This is a genomic window from Gardnerella sp. DNF00109, assembly GCF_049262845.1.
Taxonomy (GTDB): domain Bacteria; phylum Actinomycetota; class Actinomycetes; order Actinomycetales; family Bifidobacteriaceae; genus Bifidobacterium; species Bifidobacterium vaginale.
Genome location: NZ_CP058406.1, coordinates 1,056,186 through 1,078,762, shown reverse-complemented (window position 1 = coordinate 1,078,762; position 22,577 = coordinate 1,056,186). Strand labels below are relative to the sequence as shown.

General features: G+C 43.9%; 12 protein-coding genes and 1 tRNA gene. 11 read left to right on the top strand and 2 right to left on the bottom strand.

Going from position 1 to position 22,577, the window contains the following annotated elements; all coding sequences use genetic code 11:
- The first annotated feature begins 127 nt into the window (after positions 1-127).
- The 3 genes from HXT20_RS04230 (at position 128) to HXT20_RS04220 (ending at position 2,621) form a co-directional block, all read left to right on the top strand.
- Positions 128-200 (top strand) — tRNA-Ala (locus HXT20_RS04230).
- Between the two features lie 222 nt (positions 201-422).
- Positions 423-1,682, top strand: coding sequence for a Na+/H+ antiporter NhaA (locus HXT20_RS04225; protein WP_422114254.1), 1,260 nt, complete (start codon positions 423-425; stop codon positions 1,680-1,682).
- Positions 1,683-1,751: 69 nt separating this feature from the next.
- Positions 1,752-2,621, top strand: a complete 870-nt coding sequence (locus HXT20_RS04220) for a TIGR00730 family Rossman fold protein (protein WP_415682341.1) — start codon at positions 1,752-1,754, stop codon at positions 2,619-2,621.
- Positions 2,622-2,637: 16 nt separating this feature from the next.
- Here the strand turns inward: HXT20_RS04220 and HXT20_RS04215 are convergent, their stop codons facing one another.
- Entirely contained in the window at positions 2,638-3,792 is a 1,155-nt protein-coding gene (locus tag HXT20_RS04215; protein ID WP_174190716.1) for a succinate dehydrogenase/fumarate reductase iron-sulfur subunit, read from the bottom strand.
- 144 nt (positions 3,793-3,936) lie between these two features.
- Here HXT20_RS04215 and HXT20_RS04210 point away from each other — a divergent pair, with 144 nt between their 5' ends.
- The 6 genes from HXT20_RS04210 to era all read left to right on the top strand — a co-directional run bounded on the left by HXT20_RS04210 (position 3,937) and on the right by era (position 9,601).
- Complete coding sequence (locus tag HXT20_RS04210; RefSeq protein WP_004114863.1) at positions 3,937-4,734, top strand: 16S rRNA (uracil(1498)-N(3))-methyltransferase; 798 nt, start codon at positions 3,937-3,939, stop codon at positions 4,732-4,734.
- Between the two features lie 112 nt (positions 4,735-4,846).
- A complete protein-coding gene (locus HXT20_RS04205; RefSeq protein WP_004114864.1) occupies positions 4,847-5,215 on the top strand; it encodes a histidine triad nucleotide-binding protein in 369 nt (122 codons plus the stop codon).
- Positions 5,216-5,218: 3 nt separating this feature from the next.
- A complete protein-coding gene (locus tag HXT20_RS04200; protein ID WP_064622875.1) occupies positions 5,219-6,466 on the top strand; it encodes a PhoH family protein in 1,248 nt (415 codons plus the stop codon).
- 2 nt (positions 6,467-6,468) lie between these two features.
- Positions 6,469-6,996, top strand: a complete 528-nt coding sequence (gene ybeY / locus HXT20_RS04195) for an rRNA maturation RNase YbeY (RefSeq protein ID WP_004114866.1) — start codon at positions 6,469-6,471, stop codon at positions 6,994-6,996.
- Entirely contained in the window at positions 6,986-8,518 is a 1,533-nt protein-coding gene (locus HXT20_RS04190; RefSeq protein WP_009994156.1) for a hemolysin family protein, read from the top strand. Before ybeY ends, HXT20_RS04190 begins: the two co-directional genes overlap by 11 nt.
- A gap of 9 nt (positions 8,519-8,527) precedes the next feature.
- The gene (era, locus tag HXT20_RS04185; RefSeq protein ID WP_101886510.1) at positions 8,528-9,601 is read left to right on the top strand and encodes a GTPase Era; all 1,074 of its coding nucleotides are present in this window, start codon (positions 8,528-8,530) and stop codon (positions 9,599-9,601) included.
- Positions 9,602-9,951: 350 nt separating this feature from the next.
- Here era and HXT20_RS04180 read toward each other — a convergent pair whose 3' ends face one another.
- Positions 9,952-12,018: an AMP-dependent synthetase/ligase gene (locus tag HXT20_RS04180; RefSeq protein WP_119675461.1), complete on the bottom strand. Its 2,067-nt coding sequence runs from the start codon at positions 12,016-12,018 to the stop codon at positions 9,952-9,954.
- A 389-nt stretch (positions 12,019-12,407) separates the two neighbouring features.
- Between HXT20_RS04180 and HXT20_RS04175 the strand changes: the two genes are divergently transcribed.
- Together HXT20_RS04175 and HXT20_RS04170 are read left to right on the top strand one after the other, a co-directional pair.
- Positions 12,408-13,025, top strand: coding sequence for a 50S ribosomal protein L25/general stress protein Ctc (locus HXT20_RS04175; RefSeq protein WP_004114880.1), 618 nt, complete (start codon positions 12,408-12,410; stop codon positions 13,023-13,025).
- Positions 13,026-13,345: 320 nt separating this feature from the next.
- Positions 13,346-22,546, top strand: a complete 9,201-nt coding sequence (locus HXT20_RS04170) for an InlB B-repeat-containing protein (protein WP_422114253.1) — start codon at positions 13,346-13,348, stop codon at positions 22,544-22,546.
- The last annotated feature ends 31 nt before the right edge of the window (positions 22,547-22,577 follow it).

The window sequence follows — 22,577 nt, the reverse complement described above, 5'->3', positions numbered from 1 at the left end:
GTTTTATGCGGCAAGAAATCCATATTTTTACAACAAAAATTGAGGAGTTTACGACACGCCGAGTTTGGTTGGTAGCAAAATCTGTTGTATTCTATCAAAGGTTCGTTTGAGCCGCACAATTAAAAACGGGGCTATGGCGCAGCTGGTAGCGCATCTCCATGGCATGGAGGGGGTCGGGGGTTCGAATCCCCCTAGCTCCACAATTTGAAACGTCACTTCTAAGCGAGGTGGCGTTTTTTGTTATATTTCGATACGTATCCTATATACTTATAAGTCCTAGGTGCATAAACTTTATCGCATAAAATTTATATGCCGTAAATTGTTAAACAAAAGTCGAAAGTAAAAAGTCGAAACTAAAAACTAAAAGTCAAAAATAGAAAATAGAAAATAAAAGATAGAAAATCGGAGGGAAGATTTACATCATGCTAAGACGCTCTTGGAAAACAGTATGCAAAATAGCCAATAATGAGCGTACATCTGGGTTAATTATGCTCGGATTTGCTTTAGCTGGATTAATGCTTGCAAATTTGCCATTTACGTCTCCGATTTTTGAAGCTGTTTCTCACACTCAAATAGGAATTCCGTACACAAATATTCACATGTCGATTAGCCACTGGGTTCAAGACGGCTTGTTAACTATTTTCTTTCTTACAGTTGGTTTAGACTTAAAACACGAGCTTATTGCAGGATCGCTTAGAGACCCTCGCGCGGCAGCAATGCCAATGATTTGCGCGATTGGAGGTATGGTTGTTCCTCCTATTCTTTTTGCGGGAACTGTTACAATATTCTCGGAGTTGCACGCTGGTCAAGAGATTATGCGACTTACTTCTGGAGCGCTTCCGTCTTTAGACATGGTTCGCGCTGGCTGGGCTATTCCTACGGCAACAGATATAGCATTCTCGCTGTCTGTTCTTGCGCTTTTTGCTAAAACGCTTCCTAAAGCCTTGCGCGCATTTTTAATGACTCTGGCTACAGTAGACGATCTTCTTGGAATCGCATTAATCGCATTGTTCTTCTCTTCGCTTAACGCATGGTATTGGTTTGTAGGCGTTGTTTTATGCGGATTAGTATGGACTATGCTTGTGCGATTAAAGCGAGTTCCATGGCCTGTTGTGGCTCTTGTTGGCTTGCTTGCGTGGGTTATGATGTATCAAGCTGGCGTTCACCCAACTCTTGCAGGCGTAATGGTTGGATTGCTAACTCCTGCGCATCTTGTTCACGGCGAAAAGTCGCTTAGAGCCGAAAGGTATCGCCAGAAAATTCAGCCTTTGTCTTCTTTGTTTGCGCTGCCAGTTTTTGCGCTTTTTGCAACTGGAGTTCATTTTGAAACATTGACTTGGCAGCTGTTCTTGTCTCCAATACTAATTGCGATTACGATTGCGCTAGTTGTTGGAAAGCCACTTGGAATTATGATTACTGCTTGGTTTGCTAAGAAAGTTATTGGCTTGCGCGTTCCAGACGATTTGCGCGTTCGCGACCTTTTGCCTACAGCATGCGCGTGCGGAATTGGTTTTACTGTGTCTTTGCTAATCGCTTCGCTTGCATACAGCGACGCGGATCTTTCGGGTGAAGCACGATTCGGAGTACTAGTGGCGTCTATTATTGCGGCTGCTGTTTCGGGATTTATGCTTGCAAAGCAATCGAATCATATGGAAGAAGAATTAGACGATATTGAAGAGTGACTTTAATGCGTTTATTTAACGCGATTACAAGACGACTAGAAAGTGACTAGAAAGTTCTAAAGGTGACTTATGGTTTCTAATAATAATTTAGATAATTTAGGTAATTTAGATAGTTTAGATAATTCTGGTAAATCTGATAATCCAGATAATGCTTGCGACTTGCGCGCGCAAAGCGAACAAAACTCACCTTGGAAAGACACTTATTACAGCGGTGCGGTAATGATGCGCGGGCCAATGATTCCTAAGGAAAGCACAACGGAAACGCTATTGCAACACGATTTGCCTAACGGAGATTTGCAAGATAATCATGCGTGGCAAGGACTTGACCCTTGGAGAGTTCTTAGAATACAAGCCGAATTTATTGATGGTTTCGACGCTTTAGCAAAACTTGGATTAGCTGTTAGCGTGTTTGGTTCTGCACGAATAAAGCCAGACGATCCAGAATACAGTAGCGCTCGCATAATGGGCAAAGAGCTTGTAAAACGCGGTTTTGCTGTGATTACGGGCGGAGGTCCTGGAATTATGGAAGCGGCAAATCGCGGAGCGGCAGAAGCTGGCGGAACAAGCGTGGGGTTAGGAATCGAATTGCCTCACGAGCAGGGCCTAAATCAGTGGGTGAATCTTGGAATGCAATTTCGTTACTTTTTTGTTCGCAAAACAATGTTCCTAAAATATTCTTCGGGAATTATTGTGTGCCCAGGCGGTTTTGGCACAATGGACGAGCTTTTTGAGTCGCTTACGCTTGTTCAAACGCATAAGGTTTCTAAAATTCCTGTTGTTCTTTTCGGCAGTGAATATTGGAAAGGCCTTATGAATTGGATTGAAACTACAGTTAAAGAAAGAGGACTTATATCGTCTTTTGACCCTAGTTTGCTTGCGACTACAGACGATCCTCTAGAAGCTGTGCGAATTGCAACTGGAGACAAGTTTATTAATTAGTCTTAGCTAGTTTTGGCTAGTTTTCCTTCATTTTTCGCTCATTTATAAGCGTTGTAAGTTGCCAAATTTCTTCTCCAACGTCGATTCCGCGTGGGCATTGCCTGGAGCATGCTCGCACGGATTGGCACGCGCTTATGCCGTCGCTAGAATCCGCCAAGTCTAATCTTCGATTAGTGGCGTTATCTCTAGAATCGTTAATAAATCGCGCAGCATTTATAAGTGCTGCAGGTCCAATAAACGCTTCTCCGCCTGCATAGACTGGGCAAATTCCTTCACACACGCCGCACATTATGCAATTGCTTAAAAGCTCAAACTTTGCAAGCTGCTCTGGGTGCTGCAAAAACTCAATAATCGCAAGTTTTCCGCTGCTGTTTCTTGTTTGAACATTTTGCGCTTGCAAATATGGCTCGAGTCTTTTAAGCTGTGCAATCATTGGGGAAAGGTCGCAAATAAGGTCTCTTTGAATAGGAAAGCCTGAAAGTGGCGCAACCTCAATAATGCCAAAGCTTCCATTTTGGATTAGTGAAGATATCTCTTGAGATTGAACTTGCAGATTGTGATTTTCATCGGCTGTTGGTGTTGGTGTTGGTGTTGCGGTTGCTTGCGACTTTACGCTACCAGTTTTTCTAAAACCGCTTGATCTAACACCTTGAGTTTGTGTATTTTGCCTAGCGTTTTGGGCGATTGTGGCTGTGCAAAGTAAAGTGGGCATGCCGTTTACGTTTGCAGCATCCGATCCGCAAACGCCGTGACCGCAAGAGTATCTAAATGCCAAAGTGGGGTCTATTGTGCGCTTAATTTTAAGCAAGCAGTCTAAAATCGTGTCGTTTTTGCGCGCGCGAATCGTATAATCTTGAATCCAATGTTTTCCGCTTAATGGTTTAGCTGGTAAATCGCCAGAATTTTGCGTTGGAAATGGGCTACTTTTGCGCTTTTTTGCAAAAGGGCTTTCTCTGTGCCTTCTAACTAAACCAGGGGAGTTAGTGGAGGCGATTGGTGCTGAATCGGTGGCTGAATCGCCAGCAACCGCGGAGTCGCGAGTAACCGACGAATCGCAAGCACCGTCATTTGGCGTAAAACGAGATACGCGAAAAGTCACAAAAGCTTCATCGCTTGTAGTGCAATCTTGATTATTAGAATGCGCAAAGTTGCGTCTAAAATCGTCAACCATTTGCGCATACCTCCAATTCATATAATTCTAGTTTGCCATAATACTTGCACAGAAATACTTGAGCGAAAATGCAGAAGCAGAAATACTTGAGCGAATCACAGAAGTAGCAAAAATGTTGGCTGCGCCTAACGTTAGGCTTAAATTATGACAGATGCTTTGTTTTTGCTGGATACGAATAAAGACGATGCGCCCGTTCTTGCAAATGGGATTGAAGAAGGGTGGACTCTTAGCTTGCCTCAACACGTTAAAAGGCACGCAATAAGCGCAATGCGACTTTCGGATGGCGATTCGTTAGACCTTTCGGACGGCAAAGGAGTGCGAATTCACGCAACGATTACAGACAGCGAAAACGGCTTAGTTAGAGTAGATTCGTTCATAAAAGAACCAGCGCCAACAACCCGATTAACGCTTATTCAGGCTCTCGCAAAAACGGGTCACGACGAGCAAGCAATAGACATGGCTACCCAAATTGGTGTAGACGAAGTAATTCCTTGGTGCGCAAATAGGTCGATTTCAAAATGGAAGCCAGGGCGCACAGATAAGCGATGGAATCAAGTGCTTGAGGCTGCAACGGAGCAATCGCGCAGAGCGTGGATTCCACAGCTTTTAGAACCAGTTACAAGCAAGCAGATTCTAGCGATTTGTAGGCGTGCATGCGTTTATGGAAGCCTTGTAGTTGTTTTGCATCAAGACGCAACGGATTCTTTTAGTCAAATCGAAAACTACGTAAACGACTTAACGGAAAAATGCTTAAAAGATGGCAAAACGCGCACTGTTTATGTAGTTGTGGGGCCAGAAGGCGGAATTAGCGAAGAAGAAGTGCAAAGTTTTATAGACGCTGGAGCTAAAAGTTGCGTTTTAGGAAGCAATATTTTACGCGCATCTACAGCAGGGCCAGTATGTTTATCGTTGCTTTCTAGAGCACTTGGCAGGTATGAGTAGTAAGCAATCTTTGCAAGCTTTGTGCGTGTTTTGTGTAAAATAGTAAATGGTGTTCGGCAATAAGAATTGCAACAAGAATTGCAATAAGAATTATTGAAAAGTGGGCAAAATAATGGATAAAGCATGCAAAACATACAAAACTGACGACGATTGCATTTTTTGCAAGATAATTGATGGGCAAATCCCAAGCAGCAAAGTGTATGAAGACGATGAAGTAGTGGCTTTTAAAGATATTAATCCGCAAGCCAAGGTGCATGTTTTGATTGTTCCGCGCAATCATTACAAGAATGTTGCAGATCTTGCTCAAAATGATTCTGATGTTTTGGCTCATATTGCATGTGTTGCGCAAAAAATTGCAAACGACTTTTATAATGGCGATTATCGCCTTGTTTTCAACACCGGTTTGGGAGCTGGTCAAACCGTGTTCCATGTTCACGCTCATGTTTTAACAGGCGAAAAACTTGAAGAAGGTAGTTTATAAATCGTGGCAAATAGTACAACGCGTATTGTTCAAATTCCAAGCGAATTAAGCCCAGTTGCTGTTTTGGGAGCAGCAGATTCAAACTTAAGAGAGTTGGAGAAGGCTTTTCCAAGCATAGATATTTCCGTTCACGCGGATTGTGTGAGAATCGTATCTAGAAGCGCAAGAAGTGAGGAAGACGCTTGCAAAGCCGAACACGCGTTGCGCAAAATAGTTGATTGCGCTTACGAAGCTCCTGTTGATTCTTATGCTGTAAAACGCATGCTAGAAAGAGATGTGCTTAAAGGTAGCGAGCATAATGTGCGAATCGATAGAATTGGGCACAATGGCGGAGTTTTAGGCGGAGCGTTTAGCGGATTAAAGTCTTTTGGTACTGGAGCTGAATCTGGCTTTGGAACTGGCGCAATGGAAAGCGATTTTGCGCGCGGTTCTGCCGATTTAATGCCATCTAGTGAAGATGCTAAAAGGCGTGCAATGAGCAGAAAAGCGCGAATGGCTAAAGGTGTTATAACGTTTGCGGGTGGAAATCCTGTTCGCGCAAAAACAGCGGGTCAAACAGCTTATGTTCAAGCAATGGAATCAAATACTGTAACGTTTGGAATTGGGCCTGCTGGTACTGGAAAAACGTATTTAGCGGTTGCTAAGGCTGTTAGAGCTTTAGAAGATGGGCGAGTGCGAAGAATAGTGTTGACGCGCCCTGCTGTAGAAGCTGGGGAAAATCTTGGATTCTTGCCTGGAACGCTAAACGACAAAGTGGATCCATATTTAAGGCCGCTTTACGACGCGCTTTCCGACATGTTGGGAGCGCCGCAACTTAAGCGATACATGGACGAGAACGTTGTGGAAGTGGCTCCGCTTGCATACATGAGAGGTCGCACGCTTAATGATGCTTTTGTTATTTTAGACGAAGCGCAAAATGCTACTGTTCAGCAGCTTAAGATGTTTTTGACGCGTCTTGGATTTAACACCACAATGGTGATTACAGGAGATAGAACGCAAGTTGATTTAGCGGTTCCAAAATCTGGATTAGCTTCGATTGAGAACGTGCTGAAAGACGTTAAAAGCATTGCGTTTGTTCACTTAAATGCGCAAGACGTTGTTAGGGCCGAGCTTGTTGGGCGAATCGTAGAAGCGTATGAAGCGTGGGAAAATCGCGAGGCTGATTTTAGGCGCGAGAAGGCTAGAAATAGGAAAAGTCTTGAGTCGCAAGCAGCCAACGAATCGCAAAATCTTGAGAGGAATATCAAGTAATAATGAGTGTTGAAGTGATGAACGAAACCGTTTGGCAAATCGACCCAAAAATATTCTCCGACCTTGGAATGTGGGTTTTGCAACAAATGCGAGTAAGCGTTCAATCCGATTTGTCAATTACTTTTGTGGACCCAGAGCCAATCGCTAGTCTTCACGAAAAGTGGATGGACTTAGAAGGTCCTACAGACGTTATGAGCTTTCCAATGGACGAGCTGACTCCTGGAAGCGACGACAAAGTGAGTGAAGGAATGCTTGGAGACCTTGTGATTTGCCCGTGGGTGGCGGCTCAACAGGCAGCAGCGGCAGGGCATAGCACAATGGAAGAGATGCTATTGCTCACGATTCACGGAATGTTGCATTTGCTTGGATACGATCACACTACGCCTCAAGAAGAAAAGCAAATGTTTGGCTTGCAAAGGCAGCTTTTGCTAACGTTCTTTGCGGCTAGATCTGGCGAGCTTTACGATGCCACTTTGCCAGCTGGTGCCGTAAATGAGCTGGAAGAATACGAGAAAAATCATGCTAAATAACATTACAATTCCGCCGATTCCCGATTTGCCTGCACATATGTGGGCTTGCTTGTGTGCAATTGCAATAGTCGCAGTTTTGCTTGTGTGGCTTTCGCTTGCAATGGCGGCGGCGGAAGGGGCTGTGCCAAGAGTTACAAGGTCTAGTCTTAATAATCTTATGATTGAAGAGCAAACGAACGATAACGAAAGTCAAGTCGTTCGCTTGAGGAAGCTTGCTAGAATTCGCAGAGCAAAAAAGCTTATAGCAGATAGGTATGCTACGAGCGGAGCGTGCGCATTTGTGCGAATCGTGTGTAACGTGTTGGACGGCGTGGCTTTTTCTGCAATCGCGGCGACTCTTGGTGCGCCTCTTTGGTTAACGCTATTAATCGGGCTAATAGTTGCAATGATTGTTGCAATTGTTTCTGTTCTTGTGCGGCCAAGAGCAGTTGGAGCGGCTCAGCCAGTTTTTAAGCTGATGCGTTTGTCTAGAATAATTTCGATTGCTGTTTTTATGAATCCGTTTGCAAAAATCGCAAGTCGTGGAGATTCGCAAAATCAAAGCCAAAATCATAAGAAGAATGCTGCTCTTTCCGACGATGAAGAGTTGGAAAATATTCAATTAGACCAAGCTAAAGCGAGTATCGATAGGCTTGTGGAAGCAAACGATTTTGACCCAGAAGTTTCAGAGATGATGCGCAACGTGCTTACGCTTTCCGACACGTTAACGCGCGAAATCATGGTTCCGCGAACCGATATGATTTGTGTTAAAAACGACGAAACGCTGGAAAATTTCCTAAAATTGTGCTCAAGATCTGGATTTTCTCGCGTGCCTATAATTGGCGAGTCGGTTGACGATTTGGAAGGAATCGCGTATTTAAAGGATGCTGTGCGCGCAACCGTGTTTAATCCAGCAGCATCTGAGCGCGCAGTTTCTACGATTAGTCGAAGCCCAATGCTTGTACCAGAGTCCAAGCCAGTGGATGATTTATTCCACGAAATGCAGCGAATCCGACAACATGTTGCCGTTGTTGTAGACGAATATGGCGGAATTGCAGGGCTTGTTACGATTGAAGACGCGATTGAGCAAATTGTTGGAGAGCTAGAAGACGAGCACGATCGCACTCAGCACGCGGATCCGCAAGAGGTGAGTAAGGGTGTGTGGAAAATGCCTGCGCGCACGCCTATCGCCGATTTGGAAGATATTTTTGAAGTTCATATAGACGAAGACGATGTAGACACTGTGTTTGGGTTGCTTACCAAGTTGCTTGGAAACGTGCCGATTGTTGGGTCGAGTGCTGTGACGAGAGGTCTTAAGCTAACCGCGGTTGATTCTGCTGGGCGACGCAAGAAAGTCTCCACGATTCTTGTTGAGCGAGATATTCAAGGATTTAAAGATATTCAAGGTCTTAAAGAAGACGATAGCGCTGGAAAGAGCGGCGGAAAGAGTGACAGCAAGGCTGATGCCAAGAATAATGGCAAGAATGGCGATAAAGATAGTAGTAAAGATAGCGAATCATCGCAAGTTGATGGCGATAAATAGTGTTGAATTATGAATGATATGAAAGATGTTAATGATATGAGTGACGATATGGAAGATATGGAAGATATGGAAGATATGAATGACGAAATGTTTGCTAATTTAGATCCTTCTCTAAAAGCGAGCGTAGAAGTGCCTGATTTTAACGGCTATAAATCGGGATTTGTTGCTGTAGTAGGCAGACCAAACGTTGGAAAATCAACGCTTATGAACGCGCTAATCGGAACGCAAATCGCAATCGCGTCTTCTCGCCCAGAAACAACGCGCAAGGCGATTCGCGGAATCTTAACAACTCCAAACGCGCAAATGGTGTTAGTTGATACGCCAGGAATCCACCGGCCGCGCACTTTGCTAGGCCAACGTTTGAACGATATTGTAGACGAGTCGCTTGCGGATGTGGATGCTATCGCTTTCTTGCTTCCAGCAGATCAAGAGATTGGGCCTGGAGATAGAAGAATCTTGAGCCGACTTCGCTCCGACTTTGCCAAAAAAGACGCGTCTGGAAACTGGGTGTGGAAGGTTCCGCTTATTGGAATCGTAACTAAAATTGATACGCTAAGCCGCGATGAGTTGGTGTCTCATTTGATTGAGATTCAACAGTTTGCTGATTTTACTGATATTGTGCCAGTTAGCGCTTTGGAACGCGACAATGTTGACGAAGTTAAGAAGGTTTTGATTGACAATCTTCCAGAAGGCCCGAAGATGTATCCAGACGATCAGCTTAGCGAGGAGAGTCCTTCTAGCATGATTGCGGAGCTGATTCGTGGGGCTTTTCTTGAGGAACTTGACGACGAGTTGCCACATTCGCTTGCGGTTGTTGTAGATAGCATTGTGCAACCAGGAGATGAGGACTATGCACAATATGACGATAATAAAGCGCATGTGATTGTGTCGGTGTATGTTGAGCGCGATTCGCAAAAGCCGATTATTATTGGGCGCGGTGCGGAGCATCTTGTGCGCGTTAAGAAGCGTTTGCGCACTGCGGTGAATCGTATTACGGGCGCTAAAGCTGTGCTCGATTTGCATGTGAAGGTTGCAAAGGGGTGGCAGAGTGACCCTAAGAAGCTTGAGCGCTTGGGGTTCTAGCGCGACGACCTGCCTTTTCGCTTAGAGCGTAGCGCGAAAAGGCAATTCGGAGCGCTGAGCTTGCTTAAGGTTGAAAGCACGGTGTGCTTTCAACGCAAGCGAAGACGTTCGCACGGCTAATCCGTGCGAACGAGGACCTGCCTTGTAGTGTGTTTGTACCTAAAATACGGCGTGTCGTCATACAAACGCACTACATGAAGCGTCGTTTTTTCCGCATTTTGTTGCTGATTTTCGTGTGTAGAGCTACAAAAAGCGGGATCGTGTGTAGATACAAAAAACCGCGGAAGACTAGTCAGTTATAAGACCAGTTAACCGCGGTTTTGGGCGATTTGCGAGTTACGCTTTAGGCGCTACTTCTTGCGAATCGTATACATTTGCGTGTTAAGCAGATTAGCGTATTTCTTAATAACGCGCGGGCGAATAATCTTCATAGAAGCCGTCATTAAGCCGTTTTCTTGAGTAAACTCTTCTGGCAGAATAATGAACTTTCGCACAGATTCCGCGCGCGATACGTCCTCGTTTGCAATATCCACAAACTTTTGGATTTCCGCGCGCACAACCGCGTTATTTGCGGCGTCTTCCATGCTCATAGTCTCGTCCAAGCCCTTGGTCTTAAGCCAATTGCGTAAAATCTCCTCGTCTAAAGTCACAAGAGCAGATATGAATGGTCTTTTATCTCCAAGAACAAGAGCTTGAGATACAAGTTCGCAACGCTTAATCACTTCTTCAATAGGACCCGGAGCCACATTCTTGCCGCCAGCGGTAATGATCAAGTCCTTCTTGCGACCAGTAATGTAAAGCATGCCATCGTCGTCAATGCGACCCAAATCGCCAGTAGCATACCATCCGTCTTCTGTAAACGAAGTTTCTGTCGCCTCTTCATTCTTGTGATACTTCTTAAACACGCAAGTGCCCTTAATTTGCACTTCGCCATCTTTAGCAATTCGCAAAGTGAAAGCTGGGAAAGCAATGCCGACCGATCCTTCACGGAATGGAACGCCAATAGGTGTGAACGCGCATGGGGCGGTGGTTTCCGTAAGACCATAACCCTCATAAACTGGCACGCCTGCGCCGCGGAAGAATGAAATCAGCTCAGGATCTAGTGGCGCGCCACCAGCAACAATCCAACGTGCGCGTCCGCCAAGCGCTTGGCGAATCGGGCGGTAAACGAGTGGATCGTAAGCAGCTCGGCGAGCCTTTGTTAGCGCCTTAGCATCTCCAGAATCCTGAACTTCCTTCATGTATTGCTGAGCCGTAACAACAGCCCCCTGGAAAGCAAGTCCCTTAGCTCCATGACCTGCCTTTTGCGAAGCTGCGTTATACACTTTTTCTAGCACGCGTGGAACAACAATCATAACAGTTGGTTTTGCGACTTGAAGGTCGGATATAAGCGTTGTAATGCCTTGCGCAATGTAGATTCTAAGCGTGCTAGCAACAACAATATAGTTGATTGCGCGCGCAAACGAATGTGCTTGAGGCAAGAACAACAGCACAGAACCATTAGGTTCGCTAAGCAAGTCTGGTAAGTAGGTTGGCAAGTTTAACGCGGTTGTGCAGTAATGCTCATGCGTCATTTCCACGCCTTTTGGCGCAGCTGTAGAGCCAGAAGTGTACACAATAGAGCACAAGTCGGTTTTTTTAACCGAGTCAATTCGCTCGTCTAGTTCTTCATCGCTAACGGAGTATTCAAAGGCTTGTAGTTCCGCCAATCCGCCTGTTTCTATGCAAATAATGCGCTCAAGGCTTGGGCATTCTTCAATAGCTCCATCTGCCTTGTCTTTCATTTCAGTTGTGCCAACAATCAAAAAGCGCGAGTCGGAGTTGTTTACAATGTTGCGAATTTGCTCGGCAGAATCCGTATCGTAAATTGTAGCCAACACGCCTCCGCAAGCCATAACTGCAGCATCAACAACATCCCACTCATACGAGGTTTTGCACATTAACGCAACAGCGTCGCCTTTGCGCAATCCATAGTGAATCAAGCCTTTTGCGGCTTTTCTAACTTCTGTAAGGAACTGGTTGGCTGTTTTTGTAACCCATTCATCGTTTTCTTTGTATGTGTAAAGTGGATCATCTCCCATTCTTGCTGCCCTGTCTGCATACAAGTCGTAGATGCTTGTGCCTTCGTCTAATGGCGGGTTTCCGTCCGTTTTTGTGGTTAGCAAGCCAGTTTGTGGGTCTAGGAAAGTGGTGGTTTGTAGTTGAGAACCCCATTCGTCTACTCGTGGGAGATGCTGATTTTGCTGAAGCAGATTATTCTGTTTATTCTGTGATCCGTCTTGCTGATCTTGTGGAATAGAATAGTCTGGTTCTCCTGCGATGTCGTCGCTTACTGGGTGCGCGAAGTTGCTGCCAATTTGCAAAGCCTTACGAGCAAGATTGAAAGCTTGCTGCTGGAGTGTATTTAGGACGGACACATCTGCTCCTTAATTTTGCTAAATGCTTAAATTTGCTAATTTGTTTTGGTTAAATCAGCTTGTTTCGAGCACATATTTGTTATGCGCCTTTGACTATATATACATGATAATCGTTGGTGTGATTCAAGTCACCTTTTGGTGTTGGATTTGACTTTAGACTTTATCTGTCTAAGTGTTTTTATAGACTAGATAAGTTGCTTTGGCGAGGGAATAACACTGCGATACTTGCGATAGGCGCTTTGCGATTCGTTGGTTGCTTGCGATTGTTGTGTAAGTTCCGTTATCGACTGGGCTGATAGCCAACTTATGGTGGTTTTCGGCGCGTCGGTGCGCCTGAAGCTGGATTTAAATAAGATTATCCGCATAATCCAGACCATAAGGAGACCGATATGGCTACAAAGATTACACTTGAAGGCGAAGTTCGCAATGAATTCGGTAAGGGCGTTGCTCGCCGTTTGCGTGTTGCCAATTTGATTCCAGCCAGCATTTACGCTGGTGGTGCTGAGCCTGTACACGTGACTCTTCCAATGAGGGAGACTACTCTTTCTCTTCGTCACGCAAACGCTTTGTTCACTATTAAGTTCGGCAATGAGTCACGAATCGCAGTTGTTAAGGACGTTCAGCGCAACCCTGTTAAGCGCATCGTTGAGCACATTGACTTCTACGAAGTTAAGGCTGGCGAAAAGATTGACGTTGAGGTGCCAGTGTTTGTTGAAGGCACTCCAAAGGGTGCTGCTGTTGCATTCGTAGACGTTCAGGAGCTTAAGGTTCGCGCAGACGTTGCCAACTTGCCAGAGCGCTTGGTGGTTAATGTTGACGGCTTGACCGATGGCACCAAGGTGTTTGCTAAAGATGTTAAGCTTCCTGAGGGCGTTGTGCTCGACATGGATGGCGAAGAGTCTGTTGTTAGCGTTACTGTTCCAGAAGATGCTGCTACAGAAGAGACAGCTGCCGCTCCTGCTGCCGATGCTGCCGCTCCTGCTGCAGAAGCTCCTGCAGCCGAGTAAGGTTTTGCTTAGGATTTTCTAAGATTTTATAAGCCGCGCATAGTCAAGATTTTCTTGGTTTGCGCGGTTTTTTTTTTGAAAAATCGAGAATCTCTACCAAGCATGGTATTTCACTTAGTACAAGAAACACCAAAAACACAGAAATTGCAATGCTTATGGGGGGGGGGTATCCATAGCTTGTGCTTAAATAATAAAGGTTAAGTATTTTTTTGGAGTGCACTGGTTGCTAAACATTGCCGTATGTTGTGTATTTTGATTGTTAAATACTAAACGTGCATGTTGATTCTATGTACTAGATGTAACGGAGTTTGGGAGTCGAATTGGCTAGAACTAAAAATAGTGGTAGTGACGTTTTAAGCATTAAATCTGCTAAGCATAAGAGTGTTTCTGGCGACGCTAAGAACGCTAATAACGTTAAGAGCGCTAAGAAAAATGCTAAGGCTGCTAAGCTTTCTTCCTCGTCTACTGCTACTAGTGCTTCTGGTCATCGCCTTGGCGTTGCAGCTGTAGCTTTAGCGTCTACATTGTCTATGGTGTTGCCTGGCGCAGCGGCTTTAGCTAGGACTTCTTTTAACCCTGATTCTTTTGATCCGTCTTATGTAAATAGTGTTGCTAAGACTTCTGGCAAAGGTGCTGGGAATGGTAATGGCAAGGGCGATGGCGATGGAAACGGCTTATATAAGCATGGATTGCTTAACACGGGTGCTACTTTTGATCGTACTACGCGTCAGATGGTTGGTTCTGCTAAAGAGTATTCAGTTAAAAATACTGATTCTAATTCTATCGCTGAAGGCGTTGAGAATCAGGAAACGGTTGCTGGCGATTCTTCCGTAGGTGTTAAGGATTCTGGCGAATATTTTGTTACAAATGTCGATTCGTCTTCGCCTTCAAATCGTTCTTTTGATACTAATAATTTTGAGGATAGATCTGCGGCTAGTAGTGCAGACAGTAATGCAGATAATAGTGCTACTAAGACTGCGACTAAGGGTAAGCAAGATACATCAAGTTCTGAGATTGCAAAACCTGTAAAATCTGCGAAGAAGTCTGATACAACGCAGACTAAGGATGAGAAAACCAATCCAGCTGAAACTGGTAAGGTTGCGGAGAAGCCAAAGTCGAACGCGTCTGTACCTGCACATAAAACGACTGAAAAGCCAGCTGATACAAAGCCAGCTGATGCAAAGGCTTCATACACAAAGCCAGCTGCTGCTCCTGCAGCGAAGCAATCTGCACAACCAGAAACTTCACAGCCTGTAAGTGCAAAGACTGTTGCGAAGACGGAACCAGAGGCAAAGGCTGAACCAAATCAGAATCCAGCGCAGACTGAACACGCTGAAAATCAGCAGCCTGCTACAGAGCAGAATACAAACGCACAACCTTCAAGCACTCACGAAGAAAATGCGAATACAGTAAACGATGAAAATAAGCCAAAAGTGCGTTCTCGTAGGAGTGTTGATGAAAGTGCAAACGGTTCTAACAAGGGGAGTAGTGTAACTCCTGCAAGTAATGCGCCTGAAACTCCGTCTGCTTCTGCACCTTCAGCAGGTACAGAATCTAGCGCTGGTGCTGGAAATACAGCGAGCCCAAGTGCAGAAAATCCAACTGCACAAGGCACTGCACAAGGTTCGCATGATAATGCGCAAGGTGCAGTTACAGGTACAGGCGTCACTGGCAAAGATAAAAGCGCTACGCCTTCAGCTTCTGACACAACGCCTTCACCTGATTCTACACCGGCTGGCACACAGAACACTGGCACAACAACTAATAACGCAGCAACTGATCCAAATAGCCAGGTAATTAAGCCGAATACAGATAATCCAACGGCTGACAGTACAGATAAAGCCAACGAACAGGTACAAACTGACAAAAAGCCAAAAGCTACATACAATTTGCAAATTCGCTATACGATTGGTGGCGCTGCGAATAAGCAGCTTGTGCAGCCGTACGAGCTTACGATTGACAAAGCCGGCTTCGATAATCTTGGTAGCAATGGCAAGTACGAATACATTGAGCTTCCAAAGTCTGCTGGATACCGCCCATCTGTATATCATTCAGGCACATACCAATACTACATTAAAAACGATAAAAACGAGTTCGTTATTGACGACGGTACGGATGCGGATGCTGTTCGCTACTTGCGTCTAGACAAAAATCTTATTAAAGAATACGCTGTAAAGAAAAGGCAGGCTGTTGGGGGAAATAACGGCGCTCAAGCTCCGCAAGCCTCATCATCTCAAACAACTACAAATCCGCAATCTTCATCCTCTACGCAGATGCCAGCAGAAGACGGCATTCAGTACTACGGCGAGTTGAATATCAACTACGCTCCTAAAACAGCTAAGTATTATGTGCGTCACTTGGTGCAAGATCTCGATCATAAGGATGAGTTCCACGATGCTCCGAATTTGGGTATAGGTAAAGTAATTACTGTAAAGCATAAGGATGGCACTTCTGAGAATATTCACGTTACGGAGATTACTGGCACAGTTGGCTCGGATGTAACAGCTGTTTCAACGTACATCCCAGGCTACGAACCGGAACATAATCTTATTAGCTCGCCGCTTTCGGATTCTGAAGATGAAAAAGACAAGCTTGTTTTGAACCTTCGCTACTACCGTAAAGCGTATGAAGTTACTTACGATTCTGCTGGCGGTACGGATGTTACTGCTCAAAAAGTGTATTACCAGCAAGATGTGCCACAAGTTAAGGAACCAACTAGGCGCGGTTACACTTTTAAAGGATGGTCTTTAGTTGATCCTAACCAAAAGAGTGATCCGCTTTATGATGAGAATACTATTGTTTCTCTTGATGACTACAAGATGCCGGATCACAATGTGCAATTCCGCGCTAATTGGGAAGCGAACAATACTACTAGCTACCGTGTGAACGTGTGGGTGCAAAAAGCGGATTTAGTTGACAAAGATAATCCAAATTCGCTTAAAAACTACGACTTTGTGGGTCTTGTTGAGCGCAAGAATGTGAAGACAGACAGTGAAGTTGCGCTTAATAAAATGGATGATGCCGGCGTTGCTAATGATACTAATAAGCTTAATGGTGAAAACGAAGATAATTATGTAGAAAACCCAGAGCTTGGCTTAACTAAAGAAGAGCTGCAGGGAAAAGATTCTGACCATAAGACTGGCTTAATTTCAAAGTTCAACTGGATGAACGATACGCCTGTAACAAGCTTAGATGGGTACAATACCGCGAATCCTGGTGCCGCTGAAAATAAAGGCAAGGATTTATTTACGCGCTACTTCCATGTGAATAAGGAGCTTACTAAAAAGCTTAATACTGAGCAACATGATTTTGTGCCGGGTCGCCCAGATTTAGGCAAACGTAGTAAATCGCAGCTTTGCGCTGACGACTTAAACAACACTCTTAACTTAGTTTACGACCGCAATACTTACGAGCTTATTTTTGCTAAGCCTGCTGGTATAAAAAATGATAGCTTAAACAATGCTGCTATAAAAAGAAAAGACGAAAACGGCAAAACAACTATTTATTGCTATGCTGGCGGCGGCGATTGTTCAACGGAGTATGATAATAATAACGAAGATGATAATGGCAATGTAATTAACCATAAAGGTTACCGCGTAAATGTTCGTTACGGTCAAAGGCTTACTGATATTTGGCCTGATGTAAATGAATTAGATTTTAATAAAGAAAACACAGGCTCTTTAGGTTGGACACTTGGATATGCAGGAGATGGTAGACGTTGCTATCGTGACACTCCTCCGTATCGTTTTACTAAAGAAGAATTTGCTGACCCTAGTTTGCGTGTTGATTTTAAGAATGGTGCTGGCATAGTACCTAAAATTAGCGATGACCCTTCGAATCCTAATGAACAGCAATATGAGTTAAAAGATAATCAGCGTTTGCTTACTGCTGATACCAGTAGTAAAAGTGCGCCTATACAGGTGATTATTAGGAAGCAAAGTATTGCGTCTGCTAAAAACGGTGGCGATGATATAGACGACAATGATTATGAGCTTTCAACTGATTCATATAGCAAAGATGATACTTCCAACGATAGCTATAAATATACAGCTCCATCTATTGCAGGTTTTAATCCTGCTAATGGTTATGATAAGACAAAAGTTAGTGATTCGTTAGATTCAGACGACTTTGAAGATAAACGGGAAGAGTGGTATAACGAATCTCATGGTCATGGGAATTGGGATGATTTAAGTGATGATGAGAAGAATGCTTTTGCTAAAAAGTATCATTTAGAATTTAGAAAATTTAGGGGCGTTCCAGTAGATGAACAAGAAGATTATTCTGGTGATGCAACTGAATTTGAAGAAAACAAAATAATTGAATTTAGATACGACCGCAAGTCGTATGATGTGCAGTTTTATAATGCGGATGGCAATGCTATAAAGGACGGCAATGGCTCTGCTAAAGAGAGCCTGCCGTTCGAGTATAGCTTGACTAAGCGCGGCAAAAAAGATTTGACGGGCGAAGACAAAGATTTATACGGAAACGATACATCTTATGATGCTTCTGTAACTAAAGATGGTGGTGATAACACCGCAACTCAGTTCGATGGCAAGTACACATTCACACTTAACGGCAAGACTTACTCCATCGTTCGCCCTGCTGATTTGCCAGAAGACTATGTGTTTAAAGGCTGGGCTGTTGATCAGGCTGGTACTCAGTTTATAAATGGCGAAAACAAAGATATTACAATGCCAGTCAACGGCATTAAGCTTTACGCTGCCTGGGGTAAGCCAACTAATATTAAGCACACTGTGACGCTTGACTACCATATGCCTGGAACTGACGAAAACGGCAATACTATCCAAGATGTAGTTAAGAAAAAAGAGTTCGCTCGCTACAATGTTATTGACGAAAAGAATGATATAAAGGTTCCAACGCGTAAGGGCTACGACTTCTACGGTTGGGAAATTACTAAGAACGGCAAAACTTTGCCGTACGCTTTTGGCAATAAAGTAGTAGAAGATATAAAGCTTGATGCAGTGTGGGTTAGGGATACTCGCTACAACGGTACTTTTAAGCACATATTCTTAAAGCCAAGGTACACGTTTGCTGACTATAAGAAAGAGGGTCTTTCAGACGCAGAAAAAGCCGCGATGGTGGATCACATTTCTACTCAAACGGTTTCAGGTTTGCGCGAGCATTTGCGCTACAATGCTGAAGCAGTCTACAGTGACGAAACGCACTTCCCGGATAAGCATTTCACGAGCTTTGAAGCCTCGAGTGATGAGAAGCAGAATACTGGCGAGTTTATTTACCAAACGTACAATACGCGCAAGTATAAGGTAAAGTATATTGATCAAAACGGCAAGGATCTTCTTCCAGAAAGCGAAGTCAGCTCTGTAAATAGAAACTATGACGTAGCATTCTACAAGCCGATTGAAGGCTTTATGCCGGAAACTACGCAGAAGAATATTATTTATACTACTGATAGCGAAGGTAAGCAGACTAACGGTATCCCTACAATCACCTTCAAGTATAAAGACGTTCGCGTGCTTAAGCGCCAGGACGATAATCAGTATCGCCCAACCAACTACACGCGCTACGTGTTCAAAGTGGATGATAAGCAAGGCTCTATGGGTAGCGTTGTTGACTGGCAGAACAAGGATGTAGCTGACGGCTCTGCTCTTGTGTACGACGCAATTAAGGGCACGAAGGCATACCAGATGCCGCTTCCAACAGTTAAAGCAAAGCAAGGCTATGAGTTTGATGGCTGGACTTCGCAAATTGGTTCGTATGATGCTGGCTCTACGAAGCTTCAGTATGCTGATGGCGTAAGTCGCTTGCCGATTCGCTCCGAAGAGCAGAACAGTCCTGAGGTAATTTACACTGCTAAATTCAAGCTAAAAGCTCCTGTTGCTGCAGCTCCGCAAGTGCTTAAGCCAACTGAGAATATTAGTATTGCAAATAGTGATGATGCTAAGAAGCTTATAACGAATGCTGGTGATTATCCAGATGGTGCTAAGTTCAGCTTTGCTGATGGTGAAAAGTTTGACAACACTCCAGGCTTGCACAAGATTAAAGTGCAAGTGAAGCTTGGTGATAACAGTGCTGAAGCTGAAGTGCTGTACCGCGTGCTGCCAGATTTGGTGTACGCAAGCGATTGGGATAAGTTTAAGACTAGCGACTACGGCAAAGCTCATATTGACGAGTATGCGCCGATTACTTTTACCGGAAAGAATGATGAAGGCACTATTGTTGGTCACGATGGAGATAATGCTAATCATCCTGCTGGCGGAGAAACTACTCTTACTGCGTACGTTTATAAGGGTAAGGAAGTTAGAATCCGCGTGCCGCAAGCCTTCGGTAAGGATCACGGTCAAGATAATTACTACTATGTGTTCAAGGGCTGGGCGACTAAGGTTGTAGAACCGACTGCTGAGAATCCAAATCCAGAGCAGAAGTACGATATCGATCCTGAAGGTCGTTATAAAGATGTTACTGTTGACGATAATTCTGGCAAAACTTACACCGCTGTTTACAAGAAGATTGAATACTTCTCTAGCACTTCTGACGGTGGTGAAGTTCCTAAGGATGCTGTAGTCGCAATCTTCAAGCCTGCTCCAGGGCGATTGTGGAAGGATGGCACAAGCGGCCCTAAAGTGTTCTACGTAAAGAAGGGTACTGATCTTGAGAAGATTACAAAAGAAGGAAGTGGCGCATTAGCTTGGCTTAATAATCAGCTAACTGGCGCTAAGGGAACTTGGTCTCGAAGCAGCATGCTTAACGACGGTAAGAAGGTTGATTCAATTCCAAATGTCGCTGACTCTACTGACAAGTGGAAAGTCAATGAACCATTCCAAGAGTTCGTGGCAGATCAAACCCCTTGGACAGAACCAACAGTGCAGACTGATTACTTGGTCGCTGTGCAAGATAAGCCTGACACGCTTCCAAAGTTAACCGATTTTATAACTAATATGCCTCAACTCAAAGCAGATGCTGCTACGAATAATGGCGTAGAAGACATAAAAGTCGAATATGATTTACCAACTGAAGCTGAACAAAATACATTAAAGCAGAAGATGCTTAAGAAACCTGCTTTGTACACTGTTCCTTTGAAAGTTACAGTTAAGTATAAGGATGCAGCAGATTACAAGACTTATAGACTTGTAGGACGCTTAAAGGTGATTTACCAGTTGATGTACGATAAGAGCCTACCGAAACCAGATAGTACTCAGCCTTCACATCAGCCTGGCGATACTAATCCTCTTACGGGTGTTGCTGCAGAGCGTGATCTTGTTCTCAATAAGGATAAGTATGTTAAGGTCAACTTTATAAATGCCAATCAAGTTGATCATAAAGATCAGGGCAGCCTTGATAAAGATACTACTAAGCTGTACTACGTTCTTAAAGACGATGTTACGGGCGTAAAAGCTCCGCAAGCTGTTGGCAAGGATTATGACGCTGATGGATACCATTACGTGTTCAAAGGCTGGAGGAAGCTTGAGAATTTTGTTGATAATGATAATTCTGATGCTCGTTCGCGTGCAAGAAGAAGCTTAGCAAATCAACCTGAAATTCCTGTCACTACTTTGATGGTAAGTGAACCAGCATCTGCAACTAGCGTTGATGTGCAAAACGCGAATGGTGAAAAGTTGTTAACGAATGATGAGATTCGCAAATTAAAGTACTCTGAAAATACTACATACCAAGCAGTGTATGAAAAGGTGATGAACATCATCGACGCGAAGAGTAATGAGAAAATTCCAGATAACTACGTGCCGTATGTGTTCTTACCAGCTTTCGGAAGGAAGTGGGATGATGGCTCATACAAACCGAAAGTTATCTACTTTAAGTCCGATAGTACTACATATGAAAATGACGTTAATAATAAAACTAATGAGTTAAAGCAACAGCTTAAGGGCTTTAGCAAGTGGGAAGTTTATGATGCAGGCAACAAACCTGTTCCGTTAACTGACACAAATAAGAATAGACAAATTCGCGTATATGTTGCAAATCAGATTGCTGATATGCCTGTGAATGTATCTCAGTTTGTTAAGAGTGTTGGAGACGAAGTTCCTGCTCCTGATGAGCTTGTGTCTGGTGTTGATCCTAATAACCTAGAGATTGCGGGCATGCATGGTGCGGGTGTAGCTTATTCTTCCGGTGCCAATTCCGTTCGTATTGCAAAGCCGGGCATTACTACTGTTAGAGTGAGGGTTGAAACATCTGATCCAAATAAGAAGGGTGCAAAGATAGTACGTTATGAAAATGTACCTATTCAAGTGCTTCCGAATGTGATTGCAGAGAGAGATTTACCTTCAAGTAACAGTCAAGCAGGAAAGTTTATTTTAGAAAACTACACAAAGGTAACGTATGTAGCTGGCAATGGCGGAACTATGCAGTCACGAGTACATACATACTGGGTGCGTAAAGATAGAATATCTGAAATAAATAATTATATTCCAGACGTTCTTGCTAACAAAGGTTACATATTCAAGAATTGGGATGAAGTATCTTACTCTAAACATATTGATACCATCTATAACAGTGCTGATAACCACAAATCAACTGATATTGAGCGTGAAACATTAGCTAAGATTGCTGAACGCTATGGCATGTCGTTTACAGCTAATGTAATCCGCAAATCTAAGAATTCTACATTTGCGGCTATAAAGAATATTCTTGCTGAAGCTATAAATAACGAGAATATGAGTTATGAAGCAAGTCGTAATAGATTGGCTATTGTTGCTGAAACATTAGGAAAGTCATATACGGCAAAAATAATTCGTAATTCACAACACTCAACTATTGAAGCTTTGAAGAATTTACTTGTACAAGCTGGTATTACTGACGCTGATATTGCAATGGTATTCCCAGAAAGCGAAACCATTATTACTGCAAACTTCGAGAAGATGGCTCCTATGAAGTTTAAGTTTAGTGGTTCTGCTCGCGAGGGTATTCTAACGAACTTCAGATTGCAAAACATGACTGAAGGAGATGTTAATAACACAATGGTTACAGTAGATGGCAAGACATTAACTATTAACGAGTTAGTTGCTCAAGGCTTGACTTCTGTAAACGGCATTAACGCAAATTGCGCTGGTACTGAATGCAAGATTTCTGGCACGCCTAAGATTGTTGACGGCAAGCCGAAAGTTGAGCTAACGTTTACTACTACCGATAAGTATGGTCGCGAAGCGGAAATTACTGTTGAAATTGATGTGATTTCTGAGAGCAAACCTGCTCCAACGCCTGTGCTGCCAGCTCCTACACCAGCTCCGTCAAAGCCAGAAGAAGAGCCAAGACAAGAAGAATATCCGATGCCAGAATCATATCCGTATATTCTAATGCCTGAATCTCCTTTGACTGAAGTCGTACCTGAACAGGCTACGGAACCGAAGCAAAAAACAGAGCCAGAAGCTGTGAAGGATACTGCAAAACAGCCGTCAGAAGCTCTGCCTCAAACGGGTAGTGACGTTACACAGTCCGCGTTAATCGCCAGCTTGTTGGCATCTGTTGGTTTAGCTGGATTTGCTGCTAAGCATCGCAGACGTAAGAACGAAGATAACGAAAGTTGATTTGTTGAGTCGAGGGTAGTGACTAGAATAA

Bases quoted from the DNA above. Each gene is read 5' to 3' on its own strand.
- HXT20_RS04225 (WP_422114254.1), top strand. From the start codon at position 423: ATGCTAAGACGCTCTTGGAAAACAGTATGCAAAATAGCCAATAATGAG.
- HXT20_RS04220 (WP_415682341.1), top strand. From the start codon at position 1,752: ATGGTTTCTAATAATAATTTAGATAATTTAGGTAATTTAGATAGTTTA.
- HXT20_RS04215 (WP_174190716.1), bottom strand. From the start codon at position 3,792: ATGGTTGACGATTTTAGACGCAACTTTGCGCATTCTAATAATCAAGAT.
- HXT20_RS04210 (WP_004114863.1), top strand. From the start codon at position 3,937: ATGACAGATGCTTTGTTTTTGCTGGATACGAATAAAGACGATGCGCCC.
- HXT20_RS04205 (WP_004114864.1), top strand. From the start codon at position 4,847: ATGGATAAAGCATGCAAAACATACAAAACTGACGACGATTGCATTTTT.
- ybeY (WP_004114866.1), top strand. From the start codon at position 6,469: ATGAGTGTTGAAGTGATGAACGAAACCGTTTGGCAAATCGACCCAAAA.
- HXT20_RS04190 (WP_009994156.1), top strand. From the start codon at position 6,986: ATGCTAAATAACATTACAATTCCGCCGATTCCCGATTTGCCTGCACAT.
- era (WP_101886510.1), top strand. From the start codon at position 8,528: ATGAATGATATGAAAGATGTTAATGATATGAGTGACGATATGGAAGAT.
- HXT20_RS04175 (WP_004114880.1), top strand. From the start codon at position 12,408: ATGGCTACAAAGATTACACTTGAAGGCGAAGTTCGCAATGAATTCGGT.